The sequence below is a fragment of the Gemmatimonadaceae bacterium genome, assembly GCA_036496605.1.
Classification (GTDB): domain Bacteria; phylum Gemmatimonadota; class Gemmatimonadetes; order Gemmatimonadales; family Gemmatimonadaceae; genus AG2.
Genome location: DASXKV010000022.1, coordinates 85,360 through 111,035, shown reverse-complemented (window position 1 = coordinate 111,035; position 25,676 = coordinate 85,360). Strand labels below are relative to the sequence as shown.

The 25,676-nt window shown below is 64.1% G+C and carries 17 protein-coding genes; 9 read left to right on the top strand and 8 right to left on the bottom strand.

Annotation, left to right across the window (positions count from 1 at the left end; all coding sequences use genetic code 11):
• Positions 1-427 precede the first annotated feature (427 nt).
• A complete protein-coding gene (locus tag VGH98_08130) occupies positions 428-1,750 on the bottom strand; it encodes a hypothetical protein (protein HEY2375931.1) in 1,323 nt (440 codons plus the stop codon).
• A 534-nt stretch (positions 1,751-2,284) separates the two neighbouring features.
• Here VGH98_08130 and VGH98_08125 point away from each other — a divergent pair.
• Genes VGH98_08125 through VGH98_08115 form a run of 3 tightly spaced genes read left to right on the top strand, consistent with a single transcriptional unit; the run spans position 2,285 to position 7,416 of the window.
• Positions 2,285-5,590 carry a SusC/RagA family TonB-linked outer membrane protein gene (locus tag VGH98_08125; GenBank protein HEY2375930.1) on the top strand — a complete coding sequence of 1,102 codons (3,306 nt, stop codon included), beginning with the start codon at positions 2,285-2,287 and terminating at the stop codon, positions 5,588-5,590.
• Between the two features lie 15 nt (positions 5,591-5,605).
• The gene (locus tag VGH98_08120) at positions 5,606-6,955 is read left to right on the top strand and encodes a SusD/RagB family nutrient-binding outer membrane lipoprotein (protein HEY2375929.1); all 1,350 of its coding nucleotides are present in this window, start codon (positions 5,606-5,608) and stop codon (positions 6,953-6,955) included.
• Positions 6,946-7,416, top strand: a complete 471-nt coding sequence (locus VGH98_08115) for a hypothetical protein (GenBank protein ID HEY2375928.1) — start codon at positions 6,946-6,948, stop codon at positions 7,414-7,416. The genes VGH98_08120 and VGH98_08115 overlap by 10 nt, the downstream gene beginning before the upstream one ends.
• A 199-nt stretch (positions 7,417-7,615) precedes the next feature.
• On the opposite strand, the gene VGH98_08110 is transcribed toward VGH98_08115, so the two are convergent.
• The 7 genes from VGH98_08110 to VGH98_08080 form a co-directional block, all read right to left on the bottom strand.
• The gene (locus VGH98_08110) at positions 7,616-8,185 is read right to left on the bottom strand and encodes a DinB family protein (GenBank protein ID HEY2375927.1); all 570 of its coding nucleotides are present in this window, start codon (positions 8,183-8,185) and stop codon (positions 7,616-7,618) included.
• 143 nt (positions 8,186-8,328) lie between these two features.
• On the bottom strand, positions 8,329-8,682 hold the full coding sequence (locus VGH98_08105) for a hypothetical protein (protein ID HEY2375926.1): 354 nt from the start codon (positions 8,680-8,682) through the stop codon (positions 8,329-8,331).
• A complete protein-coding gene (locus VGH98_08100; GenBank protein ID HEY2375925.1) occupies positions 8,679-9,548 on the bottom strand; it encodes a hypothetical protein in 870 nt (289 codons plus the stop codon). Before VGH98_08100 ends, VGH98_08105 begins: the two co-directional genes overlap by 4 nt.
• Before the next feature lie 175 nt (positions 9,549-9,723).
• Positions 9,724-11,124 carry a S8 family serine peptidase gene (locus VGH98_08095; protein HEY2375924.1) on the bottom strand — a complete coding sequence of 467 codons (1,401 nt, stop codon included), beginning with the start codon at positions 11,122-11,124 and terminating at the stop codon, positions 9,724-9,726.
• Between the two features lie 173 nt (positions 11,125-11,297).
• Entirely contained in the window at positions 11,298-12,173 is an 876-nt protein-coding gene (locus VGH98_08090) for a hypothetical protein (protein ID HEY2375923.1), read from the bottom strand.
• Between the two features lie 262 nt (positions 12,174-12,435).
• Positions 12,436-13,215 (bottom strand): hypothetical protein, encoded by a 780-nt coding sequence (locus tag VGH98_08085; protein ID HEY2375922.1) that lies wholly within the window; start codon positions 13,213-13,215, stop codon positions 12,436-12,438.
• A 59-nt stretch (positions 13,216-13,274) separates the two neighbouring features.
• A complete protein-coding gene (locus VGH98_08080; protein ID HEY2375921.1) occupies positions 13,275-14,543 on the bottom strand; it encodes a GGDEF domain-containing protein in 1,269 nt (422 codons plus the stop codon).
• 220 nt (positions 14,544-14,763) lie between these two features.
• Here VGH98_08080 and cphA point away from each other — a divergent pair, with 220 nt between their 5' ends.
• From cphA to VGH98_08050, 6 genes are all read left to right on the top strand, one after another.
• Positions 14,764-17,448, top strand: coding sequence for a cyanophycin synthetase (cphA, locus tag VGH98_08075; GenBank protein HEY2375920.1), 2,685 nt, complete (start codon positions 14,764-14,766; stop codon positions 17,446-17,448).
• Positions 17,445-18,509: a hypothetical protein gene (locus VGH98_08070; GenBank protein ID HEY2375919.1), complete on the top strand. Its 1,065-nt coding sequence runs from the start codon at positions 17,445-17,447 to the stop codon at positions 18,507-18,509. The genes cphA and VGH98_08070 overlap by 4 nt, the downstream gene beginning before the upstream one ends.
• A 3-nt stretch (positions 18,510-18,512) precedes the next feature.
• Positions 18,513-19,430, top strand: a complete 918-nt coding sequence (locus VGH98_08065) for a cyanophycinase (protein HEY2375918.1) — start codon at positions 18,513-18,515, stop codon at positions 19,428-19,430.
• 27 nt (positions 19,431-19,457) lie between these two features.
• On the top strand, positions 19,458-19,820 hold the full coding sequence (locus tag VGH98_08060) for a hypothetical protein (protein HEY2375917.1): 363 nt from the start codon (positions 19,458-19,460) through the stop codon (positions 19,818-19,820).
• 76 nt (positions 19,821-19,896) lie between these two features.
• Complete coding sequence (locus VGH98_08055) at positions 19,897-23,610, top strand: DUF2339 domain-containing protein (GenBank protein HEY2375916.1); 3,714 nt, start codon at positions 19,897-19,899, stop codon at positions 23,608-23,610.
• Positions 23,607-25,673 carry a DUF3999 family protein gene (locus VGH98_08050; protein HEY2375915.1) on the top strand — a complete coding sequence of 689 codons (2,067 nt, stop codon included), beginning with the start codon at positions 23,607-23,609 and terminating at the stop codon, positions 25,671-25,673. The genes VGH98_08055 and VGH98_08050 overlap by 4 nt, the downstream gene beginning before the upstream one ends.
• The last annotated feature ends 3 nt before the right edge of the window (positions 25,674-25,676 follow it).

Below are 25,676 nucleotides of genomic sequence, written 5' to 3'. Positions count from 1 at the left end.
CAGAAGAAGAGTGCACTGCGAGCTCAATCGCAGCGGACGATCTCGTCCGCCAAGCAACCATCAGGGCTGATTGCACGGGAAAAAACGCCCACGCAATCCGCACGGACGAAGTCCGCCCTTGACAATCGCTCTCATAGAACCGCTGACAAGGCGCTGGGACCTCTGACTCGCTCCTCAGCTGCGACGGCTCCATGCACCAAGTAGCAGATGGTCTTGTTTTGATGGCCTCGGGAAGTTTTCGACGGTCAGTGACACCTCCCGACGCATTCACAAATTCAAATATCACGGGTTGCGGAGCTGTCGCTGCACACGGAGCCCGTCAGCGGTTTCCGGGCCGTGTCAGTGGTTTCAGCGACCCTGCTGACCTCAACCCTTCCCGGAATTCTGTCATGAACCCTTACTTTTGTACTGGCACACTGAGCAGGCCCTAAGGGCTTAACGGCACCGCGAGCAATACTGGACTCGTGAGTGCTCGTTCCGGCAGCCGTACTCCCTCCTCCGTGTACTTCTCCCATTGGCTGTTCGCGACATAGACGAACTCCTTGCCGACAATCGCCCCGATCGTCGGCTCGTCCGCGATCGCGACATTCCGATCGAGCACCTCGGCGCGCGCAATGCGACGATGTGCGTCATCCACGACAAAGCGCATCACGCGCGCCGGCACGACGCCGTTCTGTACCGCGATGATCGCTTTGCCATCCCACGCGATGCCGTCGCACCCGACGGACGTCGAGCCAGGCGCGTCGTCCAGACGCGTGATCTGGCCCGTCTCGAGATCGACGCGTAACAAACCGTGTGAGTAGTCCGCTACGTAAAGCAGAGTACCGTTAGGCAGCGGCGCGATACCCTGCAGCGAATGAAACAGGGGACTCGCGATCCTCTCGAGCGAGTCCGCCCCAGGCCTGAGGCGATAGAGCACCGGGTCGTTCGAGTCCGTCACGAACACGTCGCCTAACGGCCCAATCGCGAGGTCGCCGAGTACATGCCCGAGCGGTGCCGGCGGCAAATTCCAACGCCTCTCGATCCTGCCGTCCGCGATCCGGACGCGTACCAGCGCGGCAATGCTCGAGTCGCCGCGCCGAAAACCCTGCATCTGCGGAATGCCCGCGAGCGTCGCCCAGAGCACGTGGCGCCTGGCATCTACGCGAACGCCGAGGACGGCGCCGAAGCTCGGTTGCTCACGGGGCCAGAGCTCGCGCATGACGCCGCCGTCACTCACCTCCGCGATCGTCCGGTGCCTAACGCTGGCGATGTAATAGCGCCGAGTACCTGGATCGTAATCCATCCCTTCGGGCCAGAAGGTCGAATCGGCGAGCGTCGCGACGACGCGGCTCCGCGCGAGTGGTGCGCGATTGCTGTCGTGCCGCGCGACGACGCCAGCGAAGTCGGCGCGGGACGCGTAGCCCGCAAAGCGCGAATCGGCGCGCAGATCTTTGCCGAGCCCGAGATCGGCATAGGCGGCAAGCGCGTCGCGCACGCTCGAGGTATCCCCCGCGAGCTGCGCGATCACGGCTCGTGCCCAGACGTACGCCGGTTGCACGGGCCACGCCGTCGCCGCGCGGTTCACCTCACGACGCGCCGCGGCGGTGTCCTTTGCGTTCACCGCCAACACGGCGTGCTGCCAGGCAGTGCGCGCCACACTCGCCGAATCGACCGCCGGAATACCGGTGACCGATTGCGCCGGCAGAACGGCTGCGGCAGCACCGACCAGCGCCGCGCCGACCGTCGCGCGCAGCGATCGAGGAATCATCCCATAGACTGACGCTTCACTGGCAATTCACTACAGCGACTTGTGATGGACCGCGACGTGGCGGGGCGAAGCGTACCGTCGTGTCCCCGACAATCGTTCGCCGCGAAGCGCTGAAACGGCCTGAACGCAGGCTGCGCCGAATTTTGAGAGCCGACCCCTTCGTGTCGATGGCGCTCGCCTCACCACTCGTTTGGCGTGGGTCGCGGACGAGATCGGCCGGTTTCTCACCGCGTTTCCCAGCCATCTCGCGAAGCACGGCTGGCGCTTGCAGCCTCACGACGCCAGCTCGGCCCTTCGTCACTCGTTATGCGGAGTGACCGAAATGGCTCAAGTGACGTTGTCATGAATGGTTTCGCATTCGTGAACCACGCTGAACCAGGCACGTCGTTCGGTCCGTTCACCACCGGCCTCTCGCCATTCGTCACTTTCGACTAGCCGAGCCATCTCCCGTCTGTAGCTTCGCCGCGCGTTCGCCGGTGGCTGGGACCGCCGGTTTCGCGTTTGCTCACCACGTACGCACTCGGAGGACGACGCATGACATCGTTGCGACGACTACTTGGCTCGGTTGCGGTCGCGCTGCTCCCCGCGATGGCCGCCGCGCAAGCGCCGCTGACCATCACGGGGCACGTCACCGCGGAACATGGCGCCACGCTCGGGAACGTGACCGTGTCCCTCGCGGAGCTCGGCCTCGGCGCCGTGACCCGAGACGACGGCAGCTATTCGCTGCGCGTTCCCGCCGCGAGAGTCGCGGGACAAACGGTGACGCTCTCCGCCCGCCGAGTTGGCTACAAGCCGAAGACGGCGCGCGTTACGCTCAGCGGCAGTGAGCTCGTTCAGGACTTCGATCTCGACGCGAATCCATTGCAGCTTGGTGAAGTGGTCATCACCGGCGCGGGCACGTCCACGGAGGTCGAGAAGCTCGGCAACGTTCGCAACTCTGTCTCGCCAGATCTCATCATCAAGTCGAACGAGTCGAACGTCGTCCAGGCACTGGCCGGCAAGGCGCCTAACGTGCAGGTCGCGCAGAGCTCGGGCGATCCGGGCGCCGGATCGGCCATTCAAATTCGCGGTCTCCGCACGATCAACGGCTCGAGCCAGCCGCTGTTCATCATCGACGGCGTGCCGATGAACAACACGAGCTTCTCGACGACGAACTTCAACCCGATCGACGTCGCCGGTGTCAACCTCCCGGGCCAGGTGAACGGTGGTGAGCTCGAGGGCACGTCGACGCCGAACTCGCTCATTTCGCTCAACCCCGACGACATCGAGAATGTCGAGATCCTGAAGGGCGCGTCGGCGGCCGCCATTTATGGTTCGCGCGCGGCGAATGGCGTCATTCTCATCACGACAAAGAGGGGCCACTCGGGTGCCACCAAGTACTCGTTCCGCAGCTCCGCGTCGGCCGACCAGGTCACGAAGAAGTGGCCATTGCAGCGGCAATACGGACAGGGACTCTTCGGCACCTCGCAGCTGGTGACGCGTAGTTGGGGCGCGCCCCTCACCGGAGTCCCGACGTTCGATCACGCGAGCGAGGCCTTCGATACCGGTCACATTCTGGACGATGTCGTGTCGGTCAGCGGCGGCACCGACCGCACGACCTTCTATCTCAGCGGCGACTACAACCACAACGAGGGTGTCTTTGTAGGACCGAACAGCTACTTCAATCGCGCAACGTTCCGGCTCAATGCGTCACACCGCCTCACCGACGGTCTGACGGTTGGCGGCAATTTCTCGTACGCCGACACGCGCGGGAACTTCACCCAGCGTGGCAACAACACCAATGGTCTCCTGCTCGGCCTTTTCCGCACGCCACCCGAGTTCAACAACAAGCCATTTCTCGATCCGGTGACCGGATTTCACCGGAGCTACATGGTGCCCGACGCCAACCTCTCGACCGCGGGTGAGGATCGCATCTTCAGCAATCCATTCTTCACGCTTTACCAGGAAGTCAACGACGACCAGGCCAATCGATCGCTCGGCGACTTCAATGCGGCCTACGTCGCCACGGACTGGCTCAAGTTCGATTACACGTTAGGCGCCGACGTCACCAACGACGCGAGGCTCGAGGGCTGTCCAATCGATTGCACCGGCGCGGCTTTGGGTGGTCGCATTACGGAAGGGCGCCTCATCGATTACCAGATCGACCACAACCTCACCGGAACAGCCTCCTGGCATCTGAGCCCGCGCCTGGCTGGCACTTTCACCGTCGGGCAGAATCTCAATTCGCGAAACTTCCGAACCTTCTCCGACGTCGGGCGCGGGCTCGTTGCTCCCCAACCGTTCAGCATTCTCAACACGCTCGCGCGCGATCCAGCCTCGGACTACCAGTACGAGATTCATAACGAGTCGTACTTCGGCCAGGAGACCTTCGATCTTTTCGAGCAGCTCTATCTCACCGCCGCGCTTCGCAAAGATGGTTCGACGACCTTCGGCTCTTCCAATCAGCGGAGTTGGTTCCCGAAAGCGAGCGCCGCGTGGACGTTCACACAGCTGCGCAGTGTTCCATTCCTCAGCTTCGGCAAGGCACGCTTCTCCTACGGGGAAGCCGGACAGGAGCCGCAACCGTATCTCACCTCGCAGACGTTCAGCGGCACCGCACTCACCGGCACGATCTCGCAGGGCACCGGCCTCACACCGACGCAGAGTGGGAATGGCGGCCTCGTTCCCACCGTCACCAAGCCAGCGAGCTCGCTCAAGCCCGAGCGCACAAGAGAATTCGAGGGTGGCTTCGACATCGGATTCTGGGGCGAGAAGGCAGATCTCAGCGCGACGTGGTATCGCGCGCAAACGTCCGACGTCATTCTCATCACGCCGACGCCGCCGTCGACCGGCTTCTCCTCCGAAGCCAAGAACGCCGGCGTCTTTAGAAATTCCGGCACCGAGCTGTCGCTCAATTTACGACCCATTACTCGCCCGACGTATAGCTGGGATGTTGGCATGGGCTGGGCGCGCAATAGCTCGCTCGCGGTCTCGATCGCCGGGGCAGAGTTTCTCCCGATCGACAACTTCTCCGGCCACACCGAGAACGTCGCGATGGTCGGTCAGCCGTTAGGCGTCATGCGCGGCCTCGGCTGGATCCGCTGCGGGCTCTCGAATTACGCCGACTACCCGAATCTCAACCTGGCGCAGGCGTGTGCCGGCGCGCCGAAGGGCGCCCTTTACATAGATGACGGCACGCACTGTCCGAATACCGAACCCGACATGCCATGCGCCGACACGCGAGATCGCGTCATCGGCGATCCGAATCCACAGTGGACAGGAAATCTCCATAGCAGTTTCCGCTATAAGAAGCTCGAGCTCTCGGGACTGCTCGACATCAAGCATGGCGGTGACGTCATCAACGGTACGCGGGGCGCCCTGCTCTCCTATGGCACCGACATCGAGACGGCAAACCGCGCGACATGCGCCGGCCCGCACAACTCGGACTGCACGGGGAATCTGCACGCATTCGGCGAAGCAAACTTCTATCCGGGTGCAGTCGTCGGGCCGGGCGCGAACGTCAAGATTCCCATCGGCGAGAACTGGTATCGCACGAGTGGACTCGCCGCGTGCCCATTCACGAACATGGACGAGCCTTGCGTCGAGAACGGCGGCTACGTCAAGCTCCGCGAGCTCTCCGTCGCCTACACCTTCGACGGTCCATGGGTCGCACGATCACTCGGCCTAACGAGTCTCGACGTGCGCGTGTCCGGGCGCAATCTCAAGACCTGGACGAAGTACAAGGGCCTCGATCCCGAGACGAACCTCGGCGGCGCCACAGCGCGCAGCTTCGGCGGCATCGACTACTTCAATCTGCCGCTCACACGTTCGTTCGTGTTCACCGTTGGACTCAACCGCTGACGCGAGGGTACGGACATGAGACTCATTCGCACCATCGCGGCGACGCTGCTCGTCGCCTCCACCGGCGCGTGCAGCTTTCTCGACTCTCCCAAAGCGACGTCGGATCCGAACAACCCGACCGTCGCGTCGCGCAACCAGCTTTTCGTCGGTGTGCAGGCGAACACATTCGGCTACGAGGAAGGCTACGTGCCGATGCTCGTCTGCATGTGGATGCAGCAGTGCGCGGGCGTCAACAGCCGCTTCGTTCAGACCGAAGGCGAATATGGAATTACTCACGGATCGCTCGACTTCACGCTCGCCGGCGTTTACGTCGGCGGTGGTCTCGTCGGCATTCGCAACGTCGAGGCGAGTGCTGATGCCGCCGGTGACAAATTGTACAAGGGTATCGCCGAAGTGCACGAGGCAATGGTCATGATGCTCACCGCCGACTCGTGGGGCGACATTCCCTATCGTGAGGCCATCACCGACAAAACGCAGGCGGCCTTCGATCCACAGATGCAGATCTACGACGACTTGCTCACGCTCCTCGACAACGCCATCTCCGATCTCAACGGCGCCGGCGACGGGCCGGGCTCGGTCGATCTCGTCTACGGCGGTGACAAGACGCCATGGATCCAGGCCGCACATACGCTCAAAGCGCGCGTCTACGTGCACCGGGTCGAAAAGCTCGGCAACGGTGAGTATGCGAAAGCACTCGCGGAAGCACGGCTCGGCATCAGCGCACCCGCCAACGATTGGTTGACGCAGCACTCGGCGGCCAACGCCGAGCGCAATGTCTGGAATCAGTTCCAAACCACATCTGGCTTCGGCCAGGATCTCGTCGCCGGTGCGCGCTTGGTGAACATCATGAAGGCGCAGAATGATCCACGGCTCGCCGACTACTTTGCGCAGTCGGCTAACGGCGGATATATCGGCTACGACGTCACCGTCGGCACAACGGATCTGAAGACGGTCTCGCTGCTCCGCGGCAATCGTCAGAACGATCCGCAGTTCCGTCAGCCAATCATCACCTATGATGAGACTCAGCTCATCATCGCCGAGGCAGCCCTAGAGACGGGTGATCCGACGACGGCGGCAACGGCGCTCAACGCGGTTCGCGCGCGCTGGAACAAAGCCCCGATCGCCGCGCCGACGCTCAATGACATCATGACGGAGAAGTACATCGCCCTATTCCAGAATCCCGAGGCCTGGAACGACTACAAGCGCACGTGTCTGCCGGCACTGACGCCGGCCGTCGGCAAGGCCGTGATCCCGGGCCGCTTCCTGTACGGACAGACTCTGGTGCAGACCGATCCCCAACCAGCGACGGAGAACGACAACATCACGACTCGTCGCAACGACAACGACCCGGCCTCATGTCAGTGATGCGCGCTCGTCATGCACGACGACTCGCGGCGATGTCTGCCGCGAGCGTCGTTGCGCTGTGCGGGTGCTACGGATATTTCTCCCCACCACGCGGCACCTCGATGGTCGGCAACTCGGCGCAGCTCTGGCTCAGCGACTCGGGCGCAGTCGTATTGGCGTCGCAGATTGGTCCCGCTGCGGAATCGATCACCGGACGCGTGCTTGCCGACTCGGCGAGTAGCTATGTCGTGGCGCTCACCGGCGTCAGGCGCCGCGACGGTGACGAGACGACGTGGAACGGCGAGCGGGTCCTCGTATCACACGCGCTGATCGTCGATGCCGGCACGCGCCGCTTCTCACCGTCACGCACGGCGCTGTTCAGCGGCATCGTGAGCGTGGGCCTGGTCGCCGCGCACATGGCTTTCCAGGGCCACGGCAGCGGCGGCGGTGGGGGCGGTGTGAGCGGCAGCGCGCCGCGATGACTGGATCGGAGACATCGAGTCGAGGTCGGATGGCACGGACTCCCGGACAGAGGACCGCGACTCGTGGTCGGATGGCACGAACTCCCGGACAGAGGACCGCGACTCGTGGTCGGATGGCACGGACTCCCGGACAGATGACCGCGACTCGTGGACGGCTCACGTGAGCGAGCGGACACGGCGCAGGTCGCGGGCAACCGCCTTACTTACTCCACGGTGGCACCACGCCATTCATCCGCGCATACGCAATCAACTGCCCGAGATGCTCGTGCAGATCGTCCGTCATCGCAAACGACGTCTCGACGATCGTGTGATCGCCCCCGAACAGCTTGCGTGAGCCCGTCAACTGCTCGGCGTCGATGCCGTTGATCTGCTGCGTCGCGTACGCGAAGCCTTCCTCGAGGTGCTTCAGGACATCGGGCTTCGTCGACGTCGACTCGAACTTCTTGAACGACTCCTGACCGCGCGGAATGACCGGTGACCGTGCCGCGCCGTACGCGAGCGGTGCGTAGACGTAGAACTCGCTCGCGACGTGCATGAACACCTCGCCCACCGAGCGCACGTCTGCGGCCGGACGCCACGAGTACTTCTCCGCGGGAAACGCGTTCGCGAGCGCGACGAACTTGCTCTGCAGCGTATCGAGATCGGCCATGAACTGCTTGCGTACTTCGAGCGCCGCCTGACGATTCGGGACGCCGCCATCCTGCGCGGTCGCCATTGCGGGCGCCGCGCCGAGCAAGCAAGCCGCGGCCAGTGCCGTCCGGTATTTCATGAACGTCTCCAGAGGGGATGACGCGCGAACTATATGGACACTCGAACGGGCGCCGCGAACACTGCGTGACGATCAGCCCTTCGAGAGGGACGAAGCGACGAGCCGTCGCGGCTCTAGCCCTAGACTCTAACCGCTCTGCCAGTTCACCATCCCCCGCGATCATTCAACCGCTCGTGCGCATAGTGCACCGCGAACGCATGGGCGTCCGTGATATCGTCTGGCACCGTGAGCCATTCGCCGAGTGCGTCGCCGTACTCGAACACCGCCTGCTCGATCGCATCCTCGGCCGTGGGATGGAGCGTATCCCCACCGAAGTCCCCGTGCGCCGTATAGCGAAAGAGCATCGCTCCCTCTTCCTTCCCGACGACGAGTAAAATGACGTCGGCCACAGGCAGCATCTTGGACGGGTCGAGCGGGAATCCGCTCGTCTGCGCTGCCTGTCGTTCGCCCACCGGACCGATGAGCGCGATCGTCCGCGTTAGCTTTTGCTCAATCATCGTGGCGGCAGTCCTGTCGCGCGAAGGGCCACATCGTAGCAGCCGCTCTGCGACGCCATTCGCGATATGGTGATCGTGACTTCCTGAGTCCCACGCGTCCCGATCGCTTTCGACCAGGTTTTCGAGACGCGGTCTGGCTCGGCGGTCGTCGACTTCCAACCGGCCGAGTCGAGTTGCTTACTATAATACGCGAGCACCTCTGCCGGTGAGAGCTCGCTCATCAATGGCTGGCTCTGCGCAGCGTCGCCGCCGGCGCTCGGCCGCCGGCACCTCGTGTTCGACGCGCGAAAATCGCCGGGCGACCAGAGCGGCGGCACCGACGAGAGAGGATAATCCTGCATCGCCTGGGTCCGCACGATGTCGGTCCGCGGCTGGTCGCAGATCGTCGAGTTGACGTTCCTCGTTAGGTGAACGAGCGTCATCGACGGCCCATAGAACTGGGCCGACACCGTCAATGATGTCGGGTCGCCCGCCTTGCAGAACGAATTGGGGTAGATGCCGCCCGGCGGACCGTATTGGAGACCGCCCATCGGCGGCGTCGCCGCGCTACGGGTCGTGAAGCCATGCTCGGCGAGCGATCGACGCATGACTGCCAGCGCACTGTCGGTGCGCAACGGGAGCGTCAGCACCGCGTGCGCGTACGCCGTGTTCACGAAGCTGCCGAGCACGTGCGCACCGGCGGGGAGCGTCAACAGGGTCGTGAGATCCATCGGCATCTGCCCGATAATGATCTCGCCGCCCTCGGTTGCACCGGGCATGAGAGCAAGCGCGAGATCCTTCGGGATCTGCTCCTGCGTTTGCGCGAAGGCGGAAGTCGTAAAGGCAAAGATCAGCGACGAGACGACCAGAAAGCGACGGGGGCGCATCGAACAGCTCCGCGAACGTGACGATTCACTCAACATACGCCTGCTGCCCTTCTGCGCCAGAATGCCCTAGCCGCTCGCCCCTGCTTTTGGCGACAAACAAGAAGCCCGGCGCTCGGAAGCGCCGGGCTCCTTACTAGCTTCCCGCGGCCCAGTTTCACCGCGTTCTCGTCTCTACTTACTGGACGCCGAGGGCGCGCGCCACGTTGATGCGGCCGTCGCCGAACTTCGACTGATTCCCGATGTTGTCAGCTGACTGCCGGATGACCGTCATGACCGCGTCCGGGCTCAACGTGCTGTTCGAGAAAATGAGCGCGGCAAGCCCCGACACGTGCGGCGCGGCTGCGCTCGTTCCGTCAGCGACCAGGTAGTGCGATTCGTCGCCGCAAAATACGCGGGCGCAGGGGCCAAGAATCAGCGACGCAAGCTGCTCGGCGCCAGTCGGATTCTTTCCCAGAAACTTGTCTTCGCCGCCCGGAGCCGCGACGTCGATCGCCGCACGGCCGAAGTTCGAGTAGTGCGCGATCTTGTCGCGAGGCGACGTCGCCGAGACGCACAGCTGCGAACCGGCTTCGCAAGGCAGTTCGAGGAAGGGGTGCGGATTCCCGAGATTCTTGTCGTCGTTGCCCGCTGCCGAAACCACCACCGCGCCTTGGCTCTTCGCAAAGTCGACGAACTGGGCAAAGAACTGCTGGAATGCTACCAGGCCAGGCGTGTTGCCTTTGAAGGTCGCACCGAGGCTCATGTTGATGACCTTCGCATGCGCGATGATCACCGCGTACTGCAGCCCGCAGATGATGTCCGAGAAACTGCCGCTGCCGCTCGAGTTCAGAACCTTGACGGCCACGAGCCGCACGTTAGGCGCCACGCCAGCCATGACTACGCTGTTCGTCGTGACGAGCCCACTCACGTACGTGCCGTGGAAGAAATCGTCGGTCCATTGTGCCGGCGAGTTGCTGAAAAGGCATTGCGTCGGCGTCGACACGACGCGAGCGCTGGTCGCGAGATCGACCAACCCAGTGAGCTCCTGGTGATTCGGATCGATGCCGCTATCGAGAATCGCAACCTTGACCGCTGGATTGCCGAGCTTGCCGGCGCCCCATGCCTCGGGTGCGTGGATCTGGAACATGTTCCACTGAACGCCCAGCGCGGGAGCAAGTAATGGCGATCCAATGAGGCCTCCGGCAGTGTTCCCCAAGTCGGCGACCGCCGCATTCAGCTCACTCGGCGTCGGCGCCCAGCGGGCAGTGACGTCGTTGGCGACGACGCCGCCCTGGGAGAGCGCGGCGGCATCGTCGTCCGACAGGCCGGAGGTGATGACAGTGCCCGCGCCCGCAAAATTGTCGACGACCGTACCACCTTTCTCGGCGACACGAGCGGCGAAATCGGCTGGCACACCGGCGCTCATGACGAAGATGTGGCGTCCCGCGATCGGCGTCACATCACGTGACGTCGCCGCCACCGGACTCAGCGAGCGCTTTGGCGCCGCGATTGGTTCGTTATTGCTGCACGCCGCACCAACACCAGCGAGCACCAATGCGGCTAAAAACCGCGCTTGCGATCGAGTGCGCTTCGTCATCGAATTGACCTCTCGTCAGGCACGTGTATCCATCACTCGCGAATCGAGTGGAGGGAAGCGCAACACCATAGCAACGAGTCCTCGCCTGCGCTAGGCCGTTGCGCACCAGCCACACTCGAAAAAAAGCCCGACCGCCTCGAAGGCGGTCGGGCTCATGTATCCAAATTGTCTAATCAGCGTTCGACGATGATCAGATACTTCGAAGGCGCCCAGAACCTGTCGATGTCTTTGATCTTGAGATTCCCGCGGAAGCTCGGGCCGTCGCGCTGAACAGCATCGGCGTCGTCGAGGCTCTGCCGCGACACGATCTGATACTTGCGTGTGCTGTCCGGAACCGTGATTTCCTGCACCTGGCGCGTGTCGATCGCCGTAAAGAGGTCGCGATCGAGATTGCGCGCCGGAACCAATGTCCGGCCAATGCGCGCGATGAGCAGATTCGCACCACCTTCCTTGACGATGATGCCCTTCTTCACCAGCGCATCTTCGTCACCGATGACATAGTACGCCTTGCTCTGCGTCGCGCGGAGCTCGTTCACGGTGATGTCGAGCGTGTCCACCTTCGCCTGCATCACCGCGATCGTCTGCGCCTGCTGCTCGATCTGCGACGTCAGCTCGGCGATCCGCAGCGCGTCGGCGTCGACCTGCGCCTTGAGCTTGCCGTTGTCGCTTTTGAGCGAATCCTCGCGCTCACGCGCCGCGGCGAGCTCCTTGGCCGTTTCCTGCGCGCGTTGCACCAGCGCGTTCACGCGCTTCAGCATGTCGCGTCGCGCCTGCAACTGCTCTTCGATCGGACTCTCGGCGTTCTTGAGCCGCTTCGACTTCGGCAGCCCTTTCACCTTCGTCACGGTGCTGTCGACCTTCGCGATGAAGGTGTCCGCGTCGGAGACGACTTGAGACAACGAATCCTTCTGCGCCTCGAGCTTCGACATCAGAACTTTCTGCTGGCTGGCGAGCGCCTGGACGCTGTCAGCGCGCGCTTTCTCCTTTGCCGACGTGCAGCCGACGGCAAGTGGGAGAAGGAGAGTGGCCACGGGCCAGAGACGCTTCATAGATCGAGACCTCAAGCGGGTTTTTACGTGATGCGACCGCGGGCGCTGCCCGCTACCCGGGTTAGACGATCAGCGACTGGCCAAGGTCTCGTCCTGGCCTCGTGATCTGGCGCACGAAATGGTGGTTGGTGGTTGGTGGTTGGTGGTTGGTGGTTGGTAAATAAAGACGGTCGGCGAGCTTCGCTCGCCGATCACCCTTCCGAATCACCGCCAACCAATCACCACCAAGCAATCATCGCCAACCGGTCACCACCAATCACCGCTAAATGCACGCTCCGAGTCCCGCGCTCGGATTCGCCAGGTCGACGCGGCAGGTAATCGTGCCGAAGGAGGTCGTCGTGGTGATCGTTACCACGCTCGTCCCGTTGAATGTCACCACCATCGTCGACGTACCGTCTAACCCATCGCTACCCAGCCCTGTCTGGATCGTGATCGTGCCCGACTGCGGCCAGCGCTGGCCTGCCTTGGCGTTCGGTAAGACAAGGTTCGAAGTCGTCTCGTGCACCGTTTCATCGACCGGGACAACCGTCGTGCCGACCTGGATCGTGCCATCGTCGGTCAGCAGCGAAGTTCCGTTGAGCGTGTGCGTATTCGTCCTGATCCCGCTCAACGTCTCATCGGTGTTGCCGTGCAGCGTGTAGTTGCTGCCGGAGGATGAGACCGTACCGTCCACCGTCGTCTTCGTCTCGATCGCCGACGTGTGGGTGTCAGGCGTTGGCTGGGAGTTCCCCGCATCATCGATCAGCCGGAAGCTCCGCGTAAACGTCAAGCCATTGATCGTTACCGTGGAGCACTCGAAGAACCCAGTCGTTGCGGAGTACTGGCAGTTGGCCGGGTCGACCGACGACGAATTGAAGGCCGGAGCGATCGCGCGCGAGCCAATGCCGGCCGCGCTGCTCAGAGTCGGCGACGACATTTCGGCGAGCAGTTCGGCGACGTCCGGCACGTTAGGCGAAGTGGGACCGGTTGCGTTGTCCGAACAGCCGACCGCCGCTGCCGCGAACAGGGCAAGAAGAATCCGACTTCCCGATTTGGATGGCATTTTCCGCATCTCCTTCCGAATGCATCCAATGTATTCAGAGGACGCGCGGAGCAACCTGCCTATTCCTTGCCATCACGCATGAGCTCGGCCATCACCTTCGGCATCTCCCCCGAGCGCATGCTCACCGCCTCCGACCACGCGCGCACGCGATCGCGCCCCGTTCGCTTCGCTGCATAGAGCGCTTCGTCAGCGCGGATCTTCATCTCTTCGGCGAGATTCTTTCCGCGCTCCGCCGCGAGCGGTCGATCGCCATCCGTGGACACGACGCCGATGCTGATCGTCATCCGGATCTCCTTGCTGTTCACCCGGAAGACATGCTCGCGGAACGTGTCGCACAGGCGGTTCGCGAAGTGGAACGCGCCATTGCCCGGCGTGTCGGGAAGGAGAATCGAGAACTCCTCGCCACCGGTTCGTGCCACGATGTCGCCCGCGCGCGCCGACTGCTGCAGTAGCATACCGACCTCTCGCAGCACCGCGTCACCGACCACGTGCCCGCGACTGTCGTTGATCGACTTGAAGTGATCGAGATCGAGCGCGAGGAGCGACAGCTCGCTGCCGGCGCGCGACGAGCGCGCCATCTCACGCGCGAGCGAGCGCTCGAAGCCTCGTCGGTTGACGCAGTTCGTGAGCGGATCGGTCTCTACCATGCTCTCGAGCTGTGAGCTCACGCGATTGTAGACGCGCCCAACGAACGTGATCGCGTCCGGGCGCGCATCCGCCGACGTGTCGTACTTCTGCGTGAAGTCACCCTCTTCGGCGCGCTCGAAGAGCGAGACGATCCTGTCGAGACGCTTCCGGAAGCTGCCGTACTGCGCGACGAAGATTCCCGCCGCGAGTGCGAACACACCCACCGACCAGAGCTCCTCCGACCAGATCAGCCGGACTCCGCGTCCGATCATGTGGTGGACGGTGTAGAGGTAGCCGACGACGACCAGCCCGGCTGCGAGCGCCGCCTGACCCGGACCGAAGTACGTCTCGGTGAGATGGAGCACCAGGAAGGAGAAAATCAGAATGCGGTCGTAGTAGAACGGCGGCGACGAGACGAGCGTCGATCCGAAGATGAACAGGATGTCCGCGACCACCGTGACCGCGACCGCCCAATTCGGAGCGCGCCCAGTCTTCTGTACGAAAAGAGCGATCGCCGTGACGAGGGCGATGTACCCGCACACTCCCTCCAATAGATAGAGCGCATTCCCCTGCAGAATGCGGTGTTGCTGCAGGACGAACTCGGCCCCGCCGGCGACGAGCGCGACGATCATGCGCACGCGGCTCTGCCAGAGCAGCACTTCAGCGTTGACGCTGGCTCGCGATTGACTGGTCGAGTTCAAACGAAGGCGGGCAGCAGTGGATTGGGAGCGAGTGCTGCAAGTCCAAGCCTCGCACGGCGTTCAGAGCGGAGACCGGCGCCAGCCCCCGCTCATGCAGCTAAACCTCTGCTCAGGCAATTACTTGTCAGTTTTAGACGAGCTTCCGAAGGACCTCGTCACCCCATGTATCGGTATGTGACTTGCCCTCCCCCTTGTTCTAGAGTCGTCTCAAACCTCGATCGTGCCACTGCCGCCCGACGTTTCACACATACCCGCCGCCGACCTGCGAGTAAGCCGTATTCGAGCGTTGCGGGGCCCCAACTATTGGCGGCTGGCGCCAGTCATTGCCTGCGACGTCCGGCTCGGTGACCTCGAGGAGCTCACGTCGATCGACATACCCGGATTCTGCGATCGACTCGTCCATTCCCTGCCGTCTCTCAGCGACCACCCTTGTAGCCGCGGTAGAAGCGGTGGTTTCGTCGATCGGCTGAACGAAGGAACACATTGGCCGCACATCCTCGAGCACGTGTCGCTCGAGCTGCAGACGCTCGCCGGAAGCGACGTGAGCTTCGGTCGTGTCGTGCCTTCGGGCGACGAGGGCGTGTGGTGGGTCATCGTCGCTTACGACGAGGAGGAGGTCGGTCTCGAGAGCGTTCGCGAGGGCATTGCGCTCATGCGTGCCTGCATGACTGCCGAACCCTATGACGTCGCGGCTGTCACCTCGCGTCTCCAGGACCTGTACGAGACCGTTCGCCTCGGCCCGTCCACCGCGGCGATCGTGGAGGAGGCCCGTCGTCGCGGGATCCCAGTTAGGCGTCTCAACTCGGGCTCGCTCGTGCAACTGGGTCACGGACGGAATCTGCGCCGCATCCAGGCGACGATGACCGACTTCACGAGCGCCATCGGGGTGGAGATCGCGCAGGACAAGGTCGACACGAAGCGCGTGCTCAGTAACATCGGCCTCCCCGTGCCACGCGGTAACACGGCACGCACGCCCGACGAGGCCGTCGACATCGCGCAGGAGATCGGCTACCCGGTGATTCTCAAGCCGGTCGATGCGAGCCACGGTCGTGGTATCAGCGGCCGATTGGACGACGAGCCGGCTATTCGAAAGGGGTGGGCCGCTGCCCAAGCCGTGTCGAGTCGGGTCGTCGTCGAGCATCATCACGAGGGGCTGGACCACCGCGTGCTCGTCGTGAACGGCAAGGTTGTCGCCTGCGCCGAGCGTGTGCCCGCTCACGTCATCGGCGACGGACGCCAATCGATTCGTCAGCTCATCGAGGAGGCGAACAAGGATCCGCGCCGCGGGGTCGGCCACACGAAGATCCTGACGCGATTACCCACGGACGCGAGCACGGCGGAGTATCTAGGCCGGAGCAACCGAACGCTCGATTCGGTGCCGATGCCTGACGAACGTGTCTTCCTCCGCGGGACTGCCAACCTCTCCACCGGCGGTACGTCGATCGACCGCTCCGACGAGATGCATCCCGACAACGTGACGGCGTGCGAGATGGCTGCCGGCATCGTCGGACTCGACATCGCGGGAATCGACGTCCTGACGCATGACATCTCGGTCCCCTTTCGCGAGAACGACGCCGTGATCCTCGAGGTCAACGCCGCGCCGGGGATTCGGATGCACACCCATCCAACGGAGGGGAAGTGGCGCAATGTTGGAGCGCCGATCCTGGATATGCTGTATCCGCCCGGAACGGATCCGACGATCCCGATCATCGCCGTCACCGGAACGAACGGGAAAACGACCACCGTTAGGCTGATCGCCCATCTCTTCCGCAACATGGGCCGCATCGCCGGCTTCACGACCACCGACGGCGTCTACGTTCAGAATCGCCTGGTGATGGAAGGGGACATGACCGGCCCTTTCGCCGCGAACATCATTCTCTCGAATCCAACAATAGACGTTGCCGTGCTCGAGACCGCGCGCGGTGGGATTCTGCGCGCCGGACTCGGCTTCGACGAGTGCGACGTGGGCGTTGTGCTCAATGTCTCCGGCGATCACCTTGGACTACGCGGCATCAACACGCTCGAGCAGCTCGCGGACGTGAAGAGCGTCATCGCCTCCGTCGTGAAGCGGGAAGGGCACGCTGTCCTCAACGCCGACGATCCGCTCGTCCATGCCATGCGGGAGAAGACGACCGCCGACGTCGTGCTCTTCTCCACCGCTGCCGAGGGCGAGAATGAACTCCTCGAGGATCACATCGCCCACGGCGGCATCGCCGCGCGGATGGAAAGCGGCAGTTTTGTCGTTAGGCGCGGAAAGTTGCGCATCCCCATCGCCAGCGAGCGCGAGGTTCCGCTCATGCTCGGCGGCGCAGCGCGATTCCAGCGCCAGAACATTCTCGCGGCCATCGCCGCCGCCTATGTCCAGGGCATGCGCTATGACGACATTCGCGCGGGATTGCTCTCCTTCTTCCCCTCACCGTCGCTCACGCCGGGACGGTTGAACGTGATTCGCCTTCGAAACGGTGGTCGCGTGCTCGTGGACTATGCCCACAATCACGCGGCGATCGAGGGCCTGATGGAGCTCGTGTCGCACTTTCCGGCGCGCCGCCGCATCGGCGTCATCGCAATGCCAGGCGATCGCCGCGACGAAGATATCCGTGCCGCCGCTCGGAGCGCCGCCGCCGACGGGCATCTCGATCTCGCGATCATCAAGGAAGACCAGGATCTGCGCGGCCGCGACCCAGGCGAGGTCGCAGCGCTCATCGGCGACAGCCTTCGCGCCGCCGGATTGCCCAACGAGAGAATCGTCGTCATTCCAAGCGAAGCGGAGGCGGTCGCCAGAGCAATGGACATCGTCGGCGAGGACGATCTCGTCTTCATCCTCGCCGACAAAGTTCCCAAAACGCTCGCCCTCGTCCGCGAGCGCATGGCCGACGAGCGCGTCGGAGGCGCGAGCGCTTCATGACCGCGCTCGCGCCCGCGCCTTCGAATGACATTCGCCTAACGACTCTCCATGCCACGCGCGGCGCGAATTTCTGGTCGACACGGCCGGTGACCCGAATGGACGTCGCCGTCGGCCCGTATGATCACATATCGTCTGCCGACATCCCCGGTCTCACCGAACAGCTCGTACTGGCCCTGCCCGGGCTCACCGAGCACGAATGCTCGATCGGCGAGCCGGGTGGATTCATCACGCGCCTGCGTCGCGGTACATACGCGCCGCACATCATCGAGCACGTCGCCCTCGAGCTGCAAACCATGATCGGGCACGAGGTCGGCTTCGGGCGCACTCGCGGCGGTGACGTCGATGGCGAATACACGATCGTCTTCGAACATCGGCACGAGCAGGTTGGATTGCGCGCTGCCGCGCTCGCGCTCGAAACGGTGCAGCGTGCCTTCGCTGGCACGCTCGCGCCGCAACATGTCGCGAGCGCCGTCCGCGAGCTCGCCGCCCTGGCGAGCACGCCCGACGCCCCGCCCATCGCCCATCGGGTCACCGCCGGGGTTACCGGAGGCAGCGGCCGCGCGGAATGTGTCGTCTTGCTCCACGCCGCCCTCGGTCCGGACGACGATGAACATCTTCTCATCGACGTGGCCCCGGCCTTCATCCTCTACGCCGGCCTGCCGTACGCGCGGTCGCGCGTCGCGATCATCCTGGACACGAGTCTCGGCGACGTCCCACAGCGCTATCAGAAGTCCGAGGCCGCTCGCCGCCTCGTCGGGACCCTCATCGACTCCGTGCCGCGTGGTGGCTTCGTGGTCTGCCCCGCGAACGAACCGGAGCTTCAGGAAGAGGCGCGCAGTGCGGGCTGCCGGGTGGCCGTCTTCGCGACCGACGAGTCCGTGAGTGAGAATGCGATGGAGATCGCGACGGCCATCGGTCGCGTTCGCGATGGCGCGATCATCGTCGAGCACTGCGACGACGCCGAGTGCGTTTCCCAGCTCCAAGAAGATCAGCCGGCACGTGCGCAGATCGCCGCCGCAGTCGCTGCGTACATCCTCCGCGACGCCGGCCTGCAACGTTAGGCAATGACGGCTCCCGATCGTCCGGACGCGCCACGCATCGACGAGCCCCTCGCCCACGGCGGCATGTCCGACGCCGCACTCGGCACGCTGGTTCTCATGGGCGGTGCCGTCGAAGCGCACAACGAAGCCTTCCAGAGCTTCCTGCGTCTCGTCGACGCTCGGGACGGCGCACCGATCGTGGGCCTAACGACTGCCTCGGCCGATCCCGGGGAGGCGGCGCGCGCATGGCTCGGGGACTTCCGTCGCGCGGGCGCAACCAACGTCCGCATTCCGCTATTCCAACACGCGTGCGACGAGCGCGACCGCGAGATTGCCGACATGATCAAAGACTCCCGCGCCGTCTTTTTCGGTGGCGGCGACCAGGTGAAGCTCGTCGCGGCCCTCGGCGGCTCCCACACGCTCGGCGAGATCAAGGCGCTCTTTCGCCGCGGCGGCGTCGTCTGCGGTTCGAGCGCCGGTGCCGCAGCACTCACCGAGCTCACGATGGCTGGCGGCGAGATCGATGAAGAAGGCAGTCTCGTCGAGCAGTACATCGGCCCGGGCCTCGGACTCCTCGGCTTCAAAACCATCGTCGATACCCACTTTCAGCAACGGCGGCGCCTCCAGCGCCTGTTCGTCGTCGTCGGACAGAACACCGAATTGCTAGGCCTCGGCATCGACGAGGACACTGCACTCATCGCCCGCGGCCATGTCGGTGAGGTCGTGGGCGCCGGTGGAGTGACATTCGTCGATGGCCACCACACGGTGCGCTTCGATAATGCCGACGAGATCGAAAAGGGACGCCAGCTAACGCTCAGCCATTTGCGCGTCGGGATTGTGGGAACGAACTACCATCTCAATCTCAGGGAGAGAGAGCTCGAGGAACTGCTCGAGAGGGACAGCGTGCCGGGAAGTGCGAGCCCCTTTTTGTCCTTGCCTTGAGATATTTCCCCTATCCCAATCGGAGTCATGAATGAAATTCGAAATCGACCGAATTCCGTGAGCGCCATTTCCCTTCTCCCGGCAGATCTCGCAAACCGCTCACTATCCGAGCGTGAGATTGTGCTCACTCTTGCCGACGCCGAGCGCGCGATCGAGCACCTCAACAAAACCGGCCAGCGCCTCGAGGCGTGGGAGGGCTGGGTGAGGTTCACCGATGGTACGCGTACTCATTCGCTTCGTCACCCGGGCTCGTTCGTGCTGCCCAACGATGCCGCCCGCGCCGCCGAGGTGACGTTGGAGAGCATCCGCAAGGCACAATCGGTCTGGGATCGGGCGCCCGAGTACCCGGGCGCAGCTCTATACTTCTGTTTGACGGTCGCTTCCGCCTAACGCGCTGTTGCGTTGCCCCCGGTTGCGTTGTCCATCAGTTGCACCGTCCCGTCGTAGCGCCTTTTGATTCAAAGAGATGCTCGCCCTCCTCTGGCTAATCATCCTCTTCCTCGTGATCGCGCTCGTGCAGGTGCGCGACCGCATGAGGCGTCTCGAGGACACGATTGGCGAGCTCCGACATCTCATGGAGCGCCTCACGCGGCGAGTGGAAGAGGGTACGCCCGCGGCGCCGCCGGCACGCAGCCACGACGTTCCGCCGCTCCAGACCTACCAGCCGCCGCCGCCCCGGCCTGAGCCTGTTGCCGCGTCCACCAGCCCACAGCGCGCCGCCATCCCAGGAGCCCCGGCTGCCGCGTCTCATGCCGCGCGCGAATCCGTCGGTCGAGTAACTAAGAAACCGACGCCGGTTTTTCCGCCAATCACGCCCCCACCGGCGCTGCCGCCGCGGCCTCCGCGCGGCGCGACGCCGGAGCCGGCGCGACCCAAGCGCTCCTTCGATTGGGAATCGCTCATCGGCGTCAAGTTCTTCGCGATCGTCGCCGCGATCGCGCTCTTCCTCGCCGGCACGTTCTTCGTCAGCTATTCGGTCGAGCATGGCTGGCTCACACCGCCGATCCAGTTTGCGATCGGCATCGTCGCCGCCGTGGTCTGCCTCGTCGTGGGTGAGCTGAAGGTCTCGCGTCGTTATGAATGGACCGCCGACGCGCTCGACGCCGCCGGCATCTCCCTACTCTACGTTGTCTTCTTCGCGGCGTTCGCGCGCTGGCAGCTCGTGGGCGCGACAGCCGCGTTCGCGCTGTTCATTCTCGCGACGATCGTCGCGGTCTTGTTGTCCATTCGCCGCGCGTCGCTACTCATCGCGCTCCTCGGCCTCATTGGCGGCTTCGCGTCACCCGCCATCATCGCCACGGGCGTGGACAACCCCATCGGTCTCTTCGGTTATCTCCTGCTGCTCAACGCGGGCCTGGCCTGGGTCGCATACAAGAAACAATGGCCGCTGCTCACCGCGATCAGCCTCGGCCTAACGACGATGTATCAGTGGGGATGGGTTTCGAAGTTCCTCACGGCCGGCAAGGTACCGCTCGCGGTTGGCATTTTCCTCGTGTTCCCCGTATTGAGCTTCGTCGCGCTCGCGCTCAATCGACCTGCATCCGAGGAGCGCCGGTCGACCAACGCGCTCTTCGCCCACGCGGCGCGCGTTGGCGCGGTGCTCCCGCTGCTCTTCTCGATCTACCTCGCGACCGTACCCGCGTACGGTGCGCGCTTTGGCGTCCTGTTTGGCTTCCTCTTCATCCTCGATGCGGGTCTCTTCGCCATTGCGGTGTTCCAGGGACCGCGCGTGCTCCATTTGCTCGGCGGTTTATCGACGCTCATCGTCTTCGCCGTCTGGCTCCAGGGCTCATACGATCCAACCGCGTGGCCGAAGATTCTCGTCGCCGCGGGCGCGTTCAGCCTCTTCTATCTCGGTGCTCCCCTGGTGGCATCGCTGGAAGCCGTTAGGCGCCGCACCGGCGTTATCGACCTCGGCCTCGCCGCCCGCGGCGTCCTCGCCGCTCCGTTGCTGCTGTTTGTTTTCCCCGCGCTGGCACTTGTCGAGCCGCGTACGGCCTCACCAGGTCCTTTGTTTGCCGTGCTGCTCGCGCTCGTCGGTGCGTGCGCGACGTATGCGATCGTTAGGCGCGACGGCCCGGTGCACTTCATCGCCGCCTTCTTTGCCGTCTTGGCGGAAGCGGTGTGGTCGGCGAAATATCTCTCGCCCGACCGGCTCCTCGCCGCGTTGGCGATCTATGGCGTGTTCGGGCTGCTTTTCATCGGCGTCCCCATTGTCGCCCGACGACGGGGCGCAGCGCTCGCGCCCGAGGGCGCGGGCTCGGCTCTCGCGCTCGTCAGCATTGCGTTGCTGTTCTTCCTCGCTGCAGGCGCCGCCGCGCAGGCCGCCTTGTGGGGGATCGGCCTCCTCCTGGCGATTCTGACACTCGGCCTCTTTGCCGAAGCAAGCGCAACACGTAATCCCGTTCTCGCAATCATCGGGACGATGCTCGCATGGGCCGTCCTCGCCGCATGGTGGGTAACCGCGACCGTCGCCGTTGCGTTGATTCCCGCACTCTTCATTGTCGGCGGATACGCACTTCTCACGATCGGCGGAAGCATCTGGGCGACGCGTCGTCAGGCGGTGGACGACAACACGCGGGGTATTTTCCAGAACGGCGGATTCGTCGCGCTCGCTGGACATCTCTTTCTGCTCTTCGTCGCGACGCAGCCAACGCTGGCCCTTCCGCCATGGCCATTGTTCGCCGTGCTCGGCGTATTGACCGCGGCCGCAGGCGTCGGCGGCCTGTACGTGAAGCGCGGAGAGCTCTTTCTCGCCGCGAGCATCGCATCGGCGGCGGTGCTCATCGTGTGGGAAATGACGCCGCAGGGTGCGCCCTGGCCGACGATTGCGATCTTTGCCGCCGCGGCGCTCGTCACGCTCGTCGCGCTCTGGTTCACACTGGCGCTCCGCATCGGCGCCGATCGACGAGAGTTCATCACCGCCGCAGCGGCAGCAGCACTCGGCGCACAGGTCGTCGCCGCGATCGCCGGTGGACGAACCGCCGTTCCTCCCTTCGGAATCGTGCTCGGCGCGCAGCTCGTCTTTCTCGCGGTCACGTTAGGCTTCGCGACGCTCGACCTTGCGCGGCTCGAAGTGATGACCCTGGTCGCCGTCATTCCTGCAAGCGGCGCGGGGTTCCTCTGGATGAGCACTCACGTCGGCGCTGGATCGTGGCAATCGCAGCTCGCTTTCACGACGCCGATTTATCTCGCGTTTGTTGCGTATCCACTGATCCTTGGCCGGCGTGCGGGCCTCGCGCGCATACCGTATCTCGCGACGGTCGCGGCGAGCGTGCTGTACTTCTTCCAGGCGCGCATGAGCATCGACACGGGTGGCTATGGCTCAGTCATCGGTGCCCTCCCCGTCGTCGAAGCGGGCTTCCTCGCTCTGGTGCTTGCGCATCTCATTCGTCTCGAGCGGCGCGGTGAGCCGCGCTCGCGGGCGGAGCTCGCGCGGCTGGCCCTCGTGGCGGGAGCGGCGCTCGGCTTCATCACGCTCGCCATTCCACTCCAGCTCGAACGCAACTGGATCACCATCGGCTGGGCGCTGGAGGGAGCAGCGCTCGCGTGGCTCTACGGTCGAATCCCGCACAAGGGTCTGCTCCTGTTCGCGCTCGGGCTATTCGCAGTCGTCTTCGTCAGGCTCGCGCTCAATACCGAAGTCCTGCATTACGTGCCGCGCGGTGCGATTCGAATCTGGAATTGGTATCTCTACACCTATCTCATCAGTGCGGCGGCGTTCCTGGTTGGCGGCCGCGTACTGTTGAAGACCGACGACAAGGTGCTCCCGTGGCTGCCGAGGGTTTCGTCTCTGCTTCCAAGCGGCACGGTGATCCTGTTGTTTCTACTTCTCAACATCGAGATCGCGGATTACTTCGCCACTGGCCCGACGATCACCTTCGATTTCTTCTCATCGGCGCTCGCGCAGGACCTTGCGTACACGTTAGGTTGGGCGCTCTTCGCGGTGGCACTTCTTGGCGCGGGCATCATTGTTCATAGCAAGCCCGGACGCTTCGCCGCCATCATGCTGTTGATCATCGCGATGCTCAAATGCGCGTTTAACGATCTCTGGAGATTAGGAGGCTTGTATCGTGTGGGGTCGCTCGTTGGTATTGCCTTCTGCGCGCTCCTGATCACTGTTGCGCTGCAGAGGTTCGTGCTCGGTTCGCGTGCGAAGCCGTCGGAGGCCGTGTCGTGAGGCACCTCGCGCTGGCGCTCACGTTAGGCGTTGTGGCCGCGTTCCCGTTGCCTGCACAGCGCTCCGAGCGACCCGTCATCCCCGGTGGCGCCGGACCGAATCGGCTGACTCTCGACGCTGCGTTCCTCGCCGGTGCGCAACCATTTCACGTCGCCGAGGTCGCGGCAGCGGATGGTCGCGCGGCCATCGGCACCGGTGGTGCGAACGATCTCCGCCTCTACGACGCCGCGAACAAAGAGGTTCCTTATCTCCTCGTCACTCCGCAGATCGAGGCGCAGTGGCGTGGAACGCGCGTTCTTCGCGTCGCGCCGACGAAGCTCTCAAGTGGATTCGAGGCCGATCTCGAGCAGCTGCTTCCGATCGACCGAGCGCGCATCGAAGGGTTGCCGGCTCCCTTCCTCAAGCGTGTGCGTCTCGAGGGGAGCGGCGATCGATCGCACTGGACGATTCTCGTTCCCGACGGCACGTTGTTCGATTTGCCTAACGACCAGCTCGAGCTGACGACCCTCGATTTCGCCGCGGGCAGCTATCGATATCTGCGTCTCACCTGGGACGACCGCTCGAGCGCGCGTATGCCCTTGCCGCGCCGCGTCAATGTCCGCGTTGCATCCGCGACGCGTGGCCCTGCCCCGCTGCGCTCGCCGGTCACCGTCGTGCGCCGGCCGAGCGAGCCCGGAAAGAGTCGCTTTCGCATTCAGCTGCCGGGTGCGCACCTGCCGATCGTCGCGATCGAGCTCGACGTCGGCGGCGGCAACGTGCTTCGGCAAGCGCGTATCACTGAAGGCCGTCTGGACGGCAGCACGGTCGTTCCGACAGAGCTCGGCGCGGCAACGCTGCGCCGTTCGGTGCGCGACGGCATCGCCGCGGCGGCGCTCCGCATTCCGATTTCGCCGCCGAGCGAAGCGCAGCTCGAGCTCGCGGTCGACGACGGCAACAATCCACCGCTCGACGTCACCGGTGCGACGGCCGTCTTGGCCACACTTCCCTTCATCTTCTTCGAGAGCAACGGTCAACCGCTCGTCGCTCGTTATGGAGACGAGCGCCTCAGGGCGCCCAGCTACGATCTCGAAGCCGAACGCGAGCGAGTTTCGTCGTTGACGCTCGCGGTGGCGCACTGGGGCGCGGCGCGCGCGACCGCCGTCGCTGCGACCGACAGCAGTGCGGCGATACCGATGACCGGCGCAGAGATCGATCCGCAAAGATTCGGATTCTCTCGAAGTATCCCGTTAGGCGGCACCGGCCTCACGACGCTGCCTCTCGATGCGGCCGCGCTCGCGCATGGCTCGCTTGCCGATGTCCGCATCGCAACCGCCGACAATCATCAAGTACCATTCCTCGTCGAGCGTTTGGACGAGCCGCTTTCGCTGCCGCTCCCAGCGCTCGAGCGCGTGAGGAGCACCCGCGATCCAGCCTCTCGCTCGCGCTATCGCATTCGTCTGCCGTACGCAGGATTACCGCGTTCGAGATTGGTGATTCACACCGATGCGCGCGTCTTCGATCGGCAGCTCGCGGTCGAGATGCTTCCGCCAGCGGAAGAAGACATCCGCGCTCGCGGCGGCCCGATCACGATTGCGAAGTTGCCCTGGCGAAATACCGAGCCTGAGCTGCCTGCACCGGCGCTGACCATTGACTTGCCGCCGCTCCGCGTGGCCGATGTTTCCGTCGTGATCGATGAGGGAGACAACGCGCCGCTTCCTCTGCGCGACCCGACTCTTCTGCTCCCTGCATATCGCTTGCGGTTCTTCCGCGATGGACACACGCCACTCTCGCTGCTGTATGGACGACCCGAACTGACGCCGCCTCGCTACGATCTCGCGCTGCTCGCGCCTCGATTGCTTGGCGCTCCGGCGCAGGACGTTGTGTCCGGGCCGGAGAACGGTGCGGCGAATGTGACCGGCGTCACCCCTACGATCGTCTTTTGGAGCGCGTTGGCGTTGGCCGTTCTCGTGTTGGTCGTCTTGATAGCGAGGCTGCTGCGTCCAGGCGGTGGAACGCCGACGCCAGCGCCAGCCGCGACTCCCACGACTTCGTCTTCGAGCGCGACGCCCGCCACCGGCGAGTGACGT

Bases quoted from the DNA above. Each gene is read 5' to 3' on its own strand.
- VGH98_08130 (HEY2375931.1), bottom strand. From the start codon at position 1,750: ATGATTCCTCGATCGCTGCGCGCGACGGTCGGCGCGGCGCTGGTCGGT.
- VGH98_08125 (HEY2375930.1), top strand. From the start codon at position 2,285: ATGACATCGTTGCGACGACTACTTGGCTCGGTTGCGGTCGCGCTGCTC.
- VGH98_08120 (HEY2375929.1), top strand. From the start codon at position 5,606: ATGAGACTCATTCGCACCATCGCGGCGACGCTGCTCGTCGCCTCCACC.
- VGH98_08115 (HEY2375928.1), top strand. From the start codon at position 6,946: ATGTCAGTGATGCGCGCTCGTCATGCACGACGACTCGCGGCGATGTCT.
- VGH98_08110 (HEY2375927.1), bottom strand. From the start codon at position 8,185: ATGAAATACCGGACGGCACTGGCCGCGGCTTGCTTGCTCGGCGCGGCG.
- VGH98_08105 (HEY2375926.1), bottom strand. From the start codon at position 8,682: ATGATTGAGCAAAAGCTAACGCGGACGATCGCGCTCATCGGTCCGGTG.
- VGH98_08100 (HEY2375925.1), bottom strand. From the start codon at position 9,548: ATGCGCCCCCGTCGCTTTCTGGTCGTCTCGTCGCTGATCTTTGCCTTT.
- VGH98_08095 (HEY2375924.1), bottom strand. From the start codon at position 11,124: ATGACGAAGCGCACTCGATCGCAAGCGCGGTTTTTAGCCGCATTGGTG.
- VGH98_08090 (HEY2375923.1), bottom strand. From the start codon at position 12,173: ATGAAGCGTCTCTGGCCCGTGGCCACTCTCCTTCTCCCACTTGCCGTC.
- VGH98_08085 (HEY2375922.1), bottom strand. From the start codon at position 13,215: ATGCCATCCAAATCGGGAAGTCGGATTCTTCTTGCCCTGTTCGCGGCA.
- VGH98_08070 (HEY2375919.1), top strand. From the start codon at position 17,445: ATGACCGCGCTCGCGCCCGCGCCTTCGAATGACATTCGCCTAACGACT.
- VGH98_08065 (HEY2375918.1), top strand. From the start codon at position 18,513: ATGACGGCTCCCGATCGTCCGGACGCGCCACGCATCGACGAGCCCCTC.
- VGH98_08060 (HEY2375917.1), top strand. From the start codon at position 19,458: ATGAATGAAATTCGAAATCGACCGAATTCCGTGAGCGCCATTTCCCTT.
- VGH98_08055 (HEY2375916.1), top strand. From the start codon at position 19,897: ATGCTCGCCCTCCTCTGGCTAATCATCCTCTTCCTCGTGATCGCGCTC.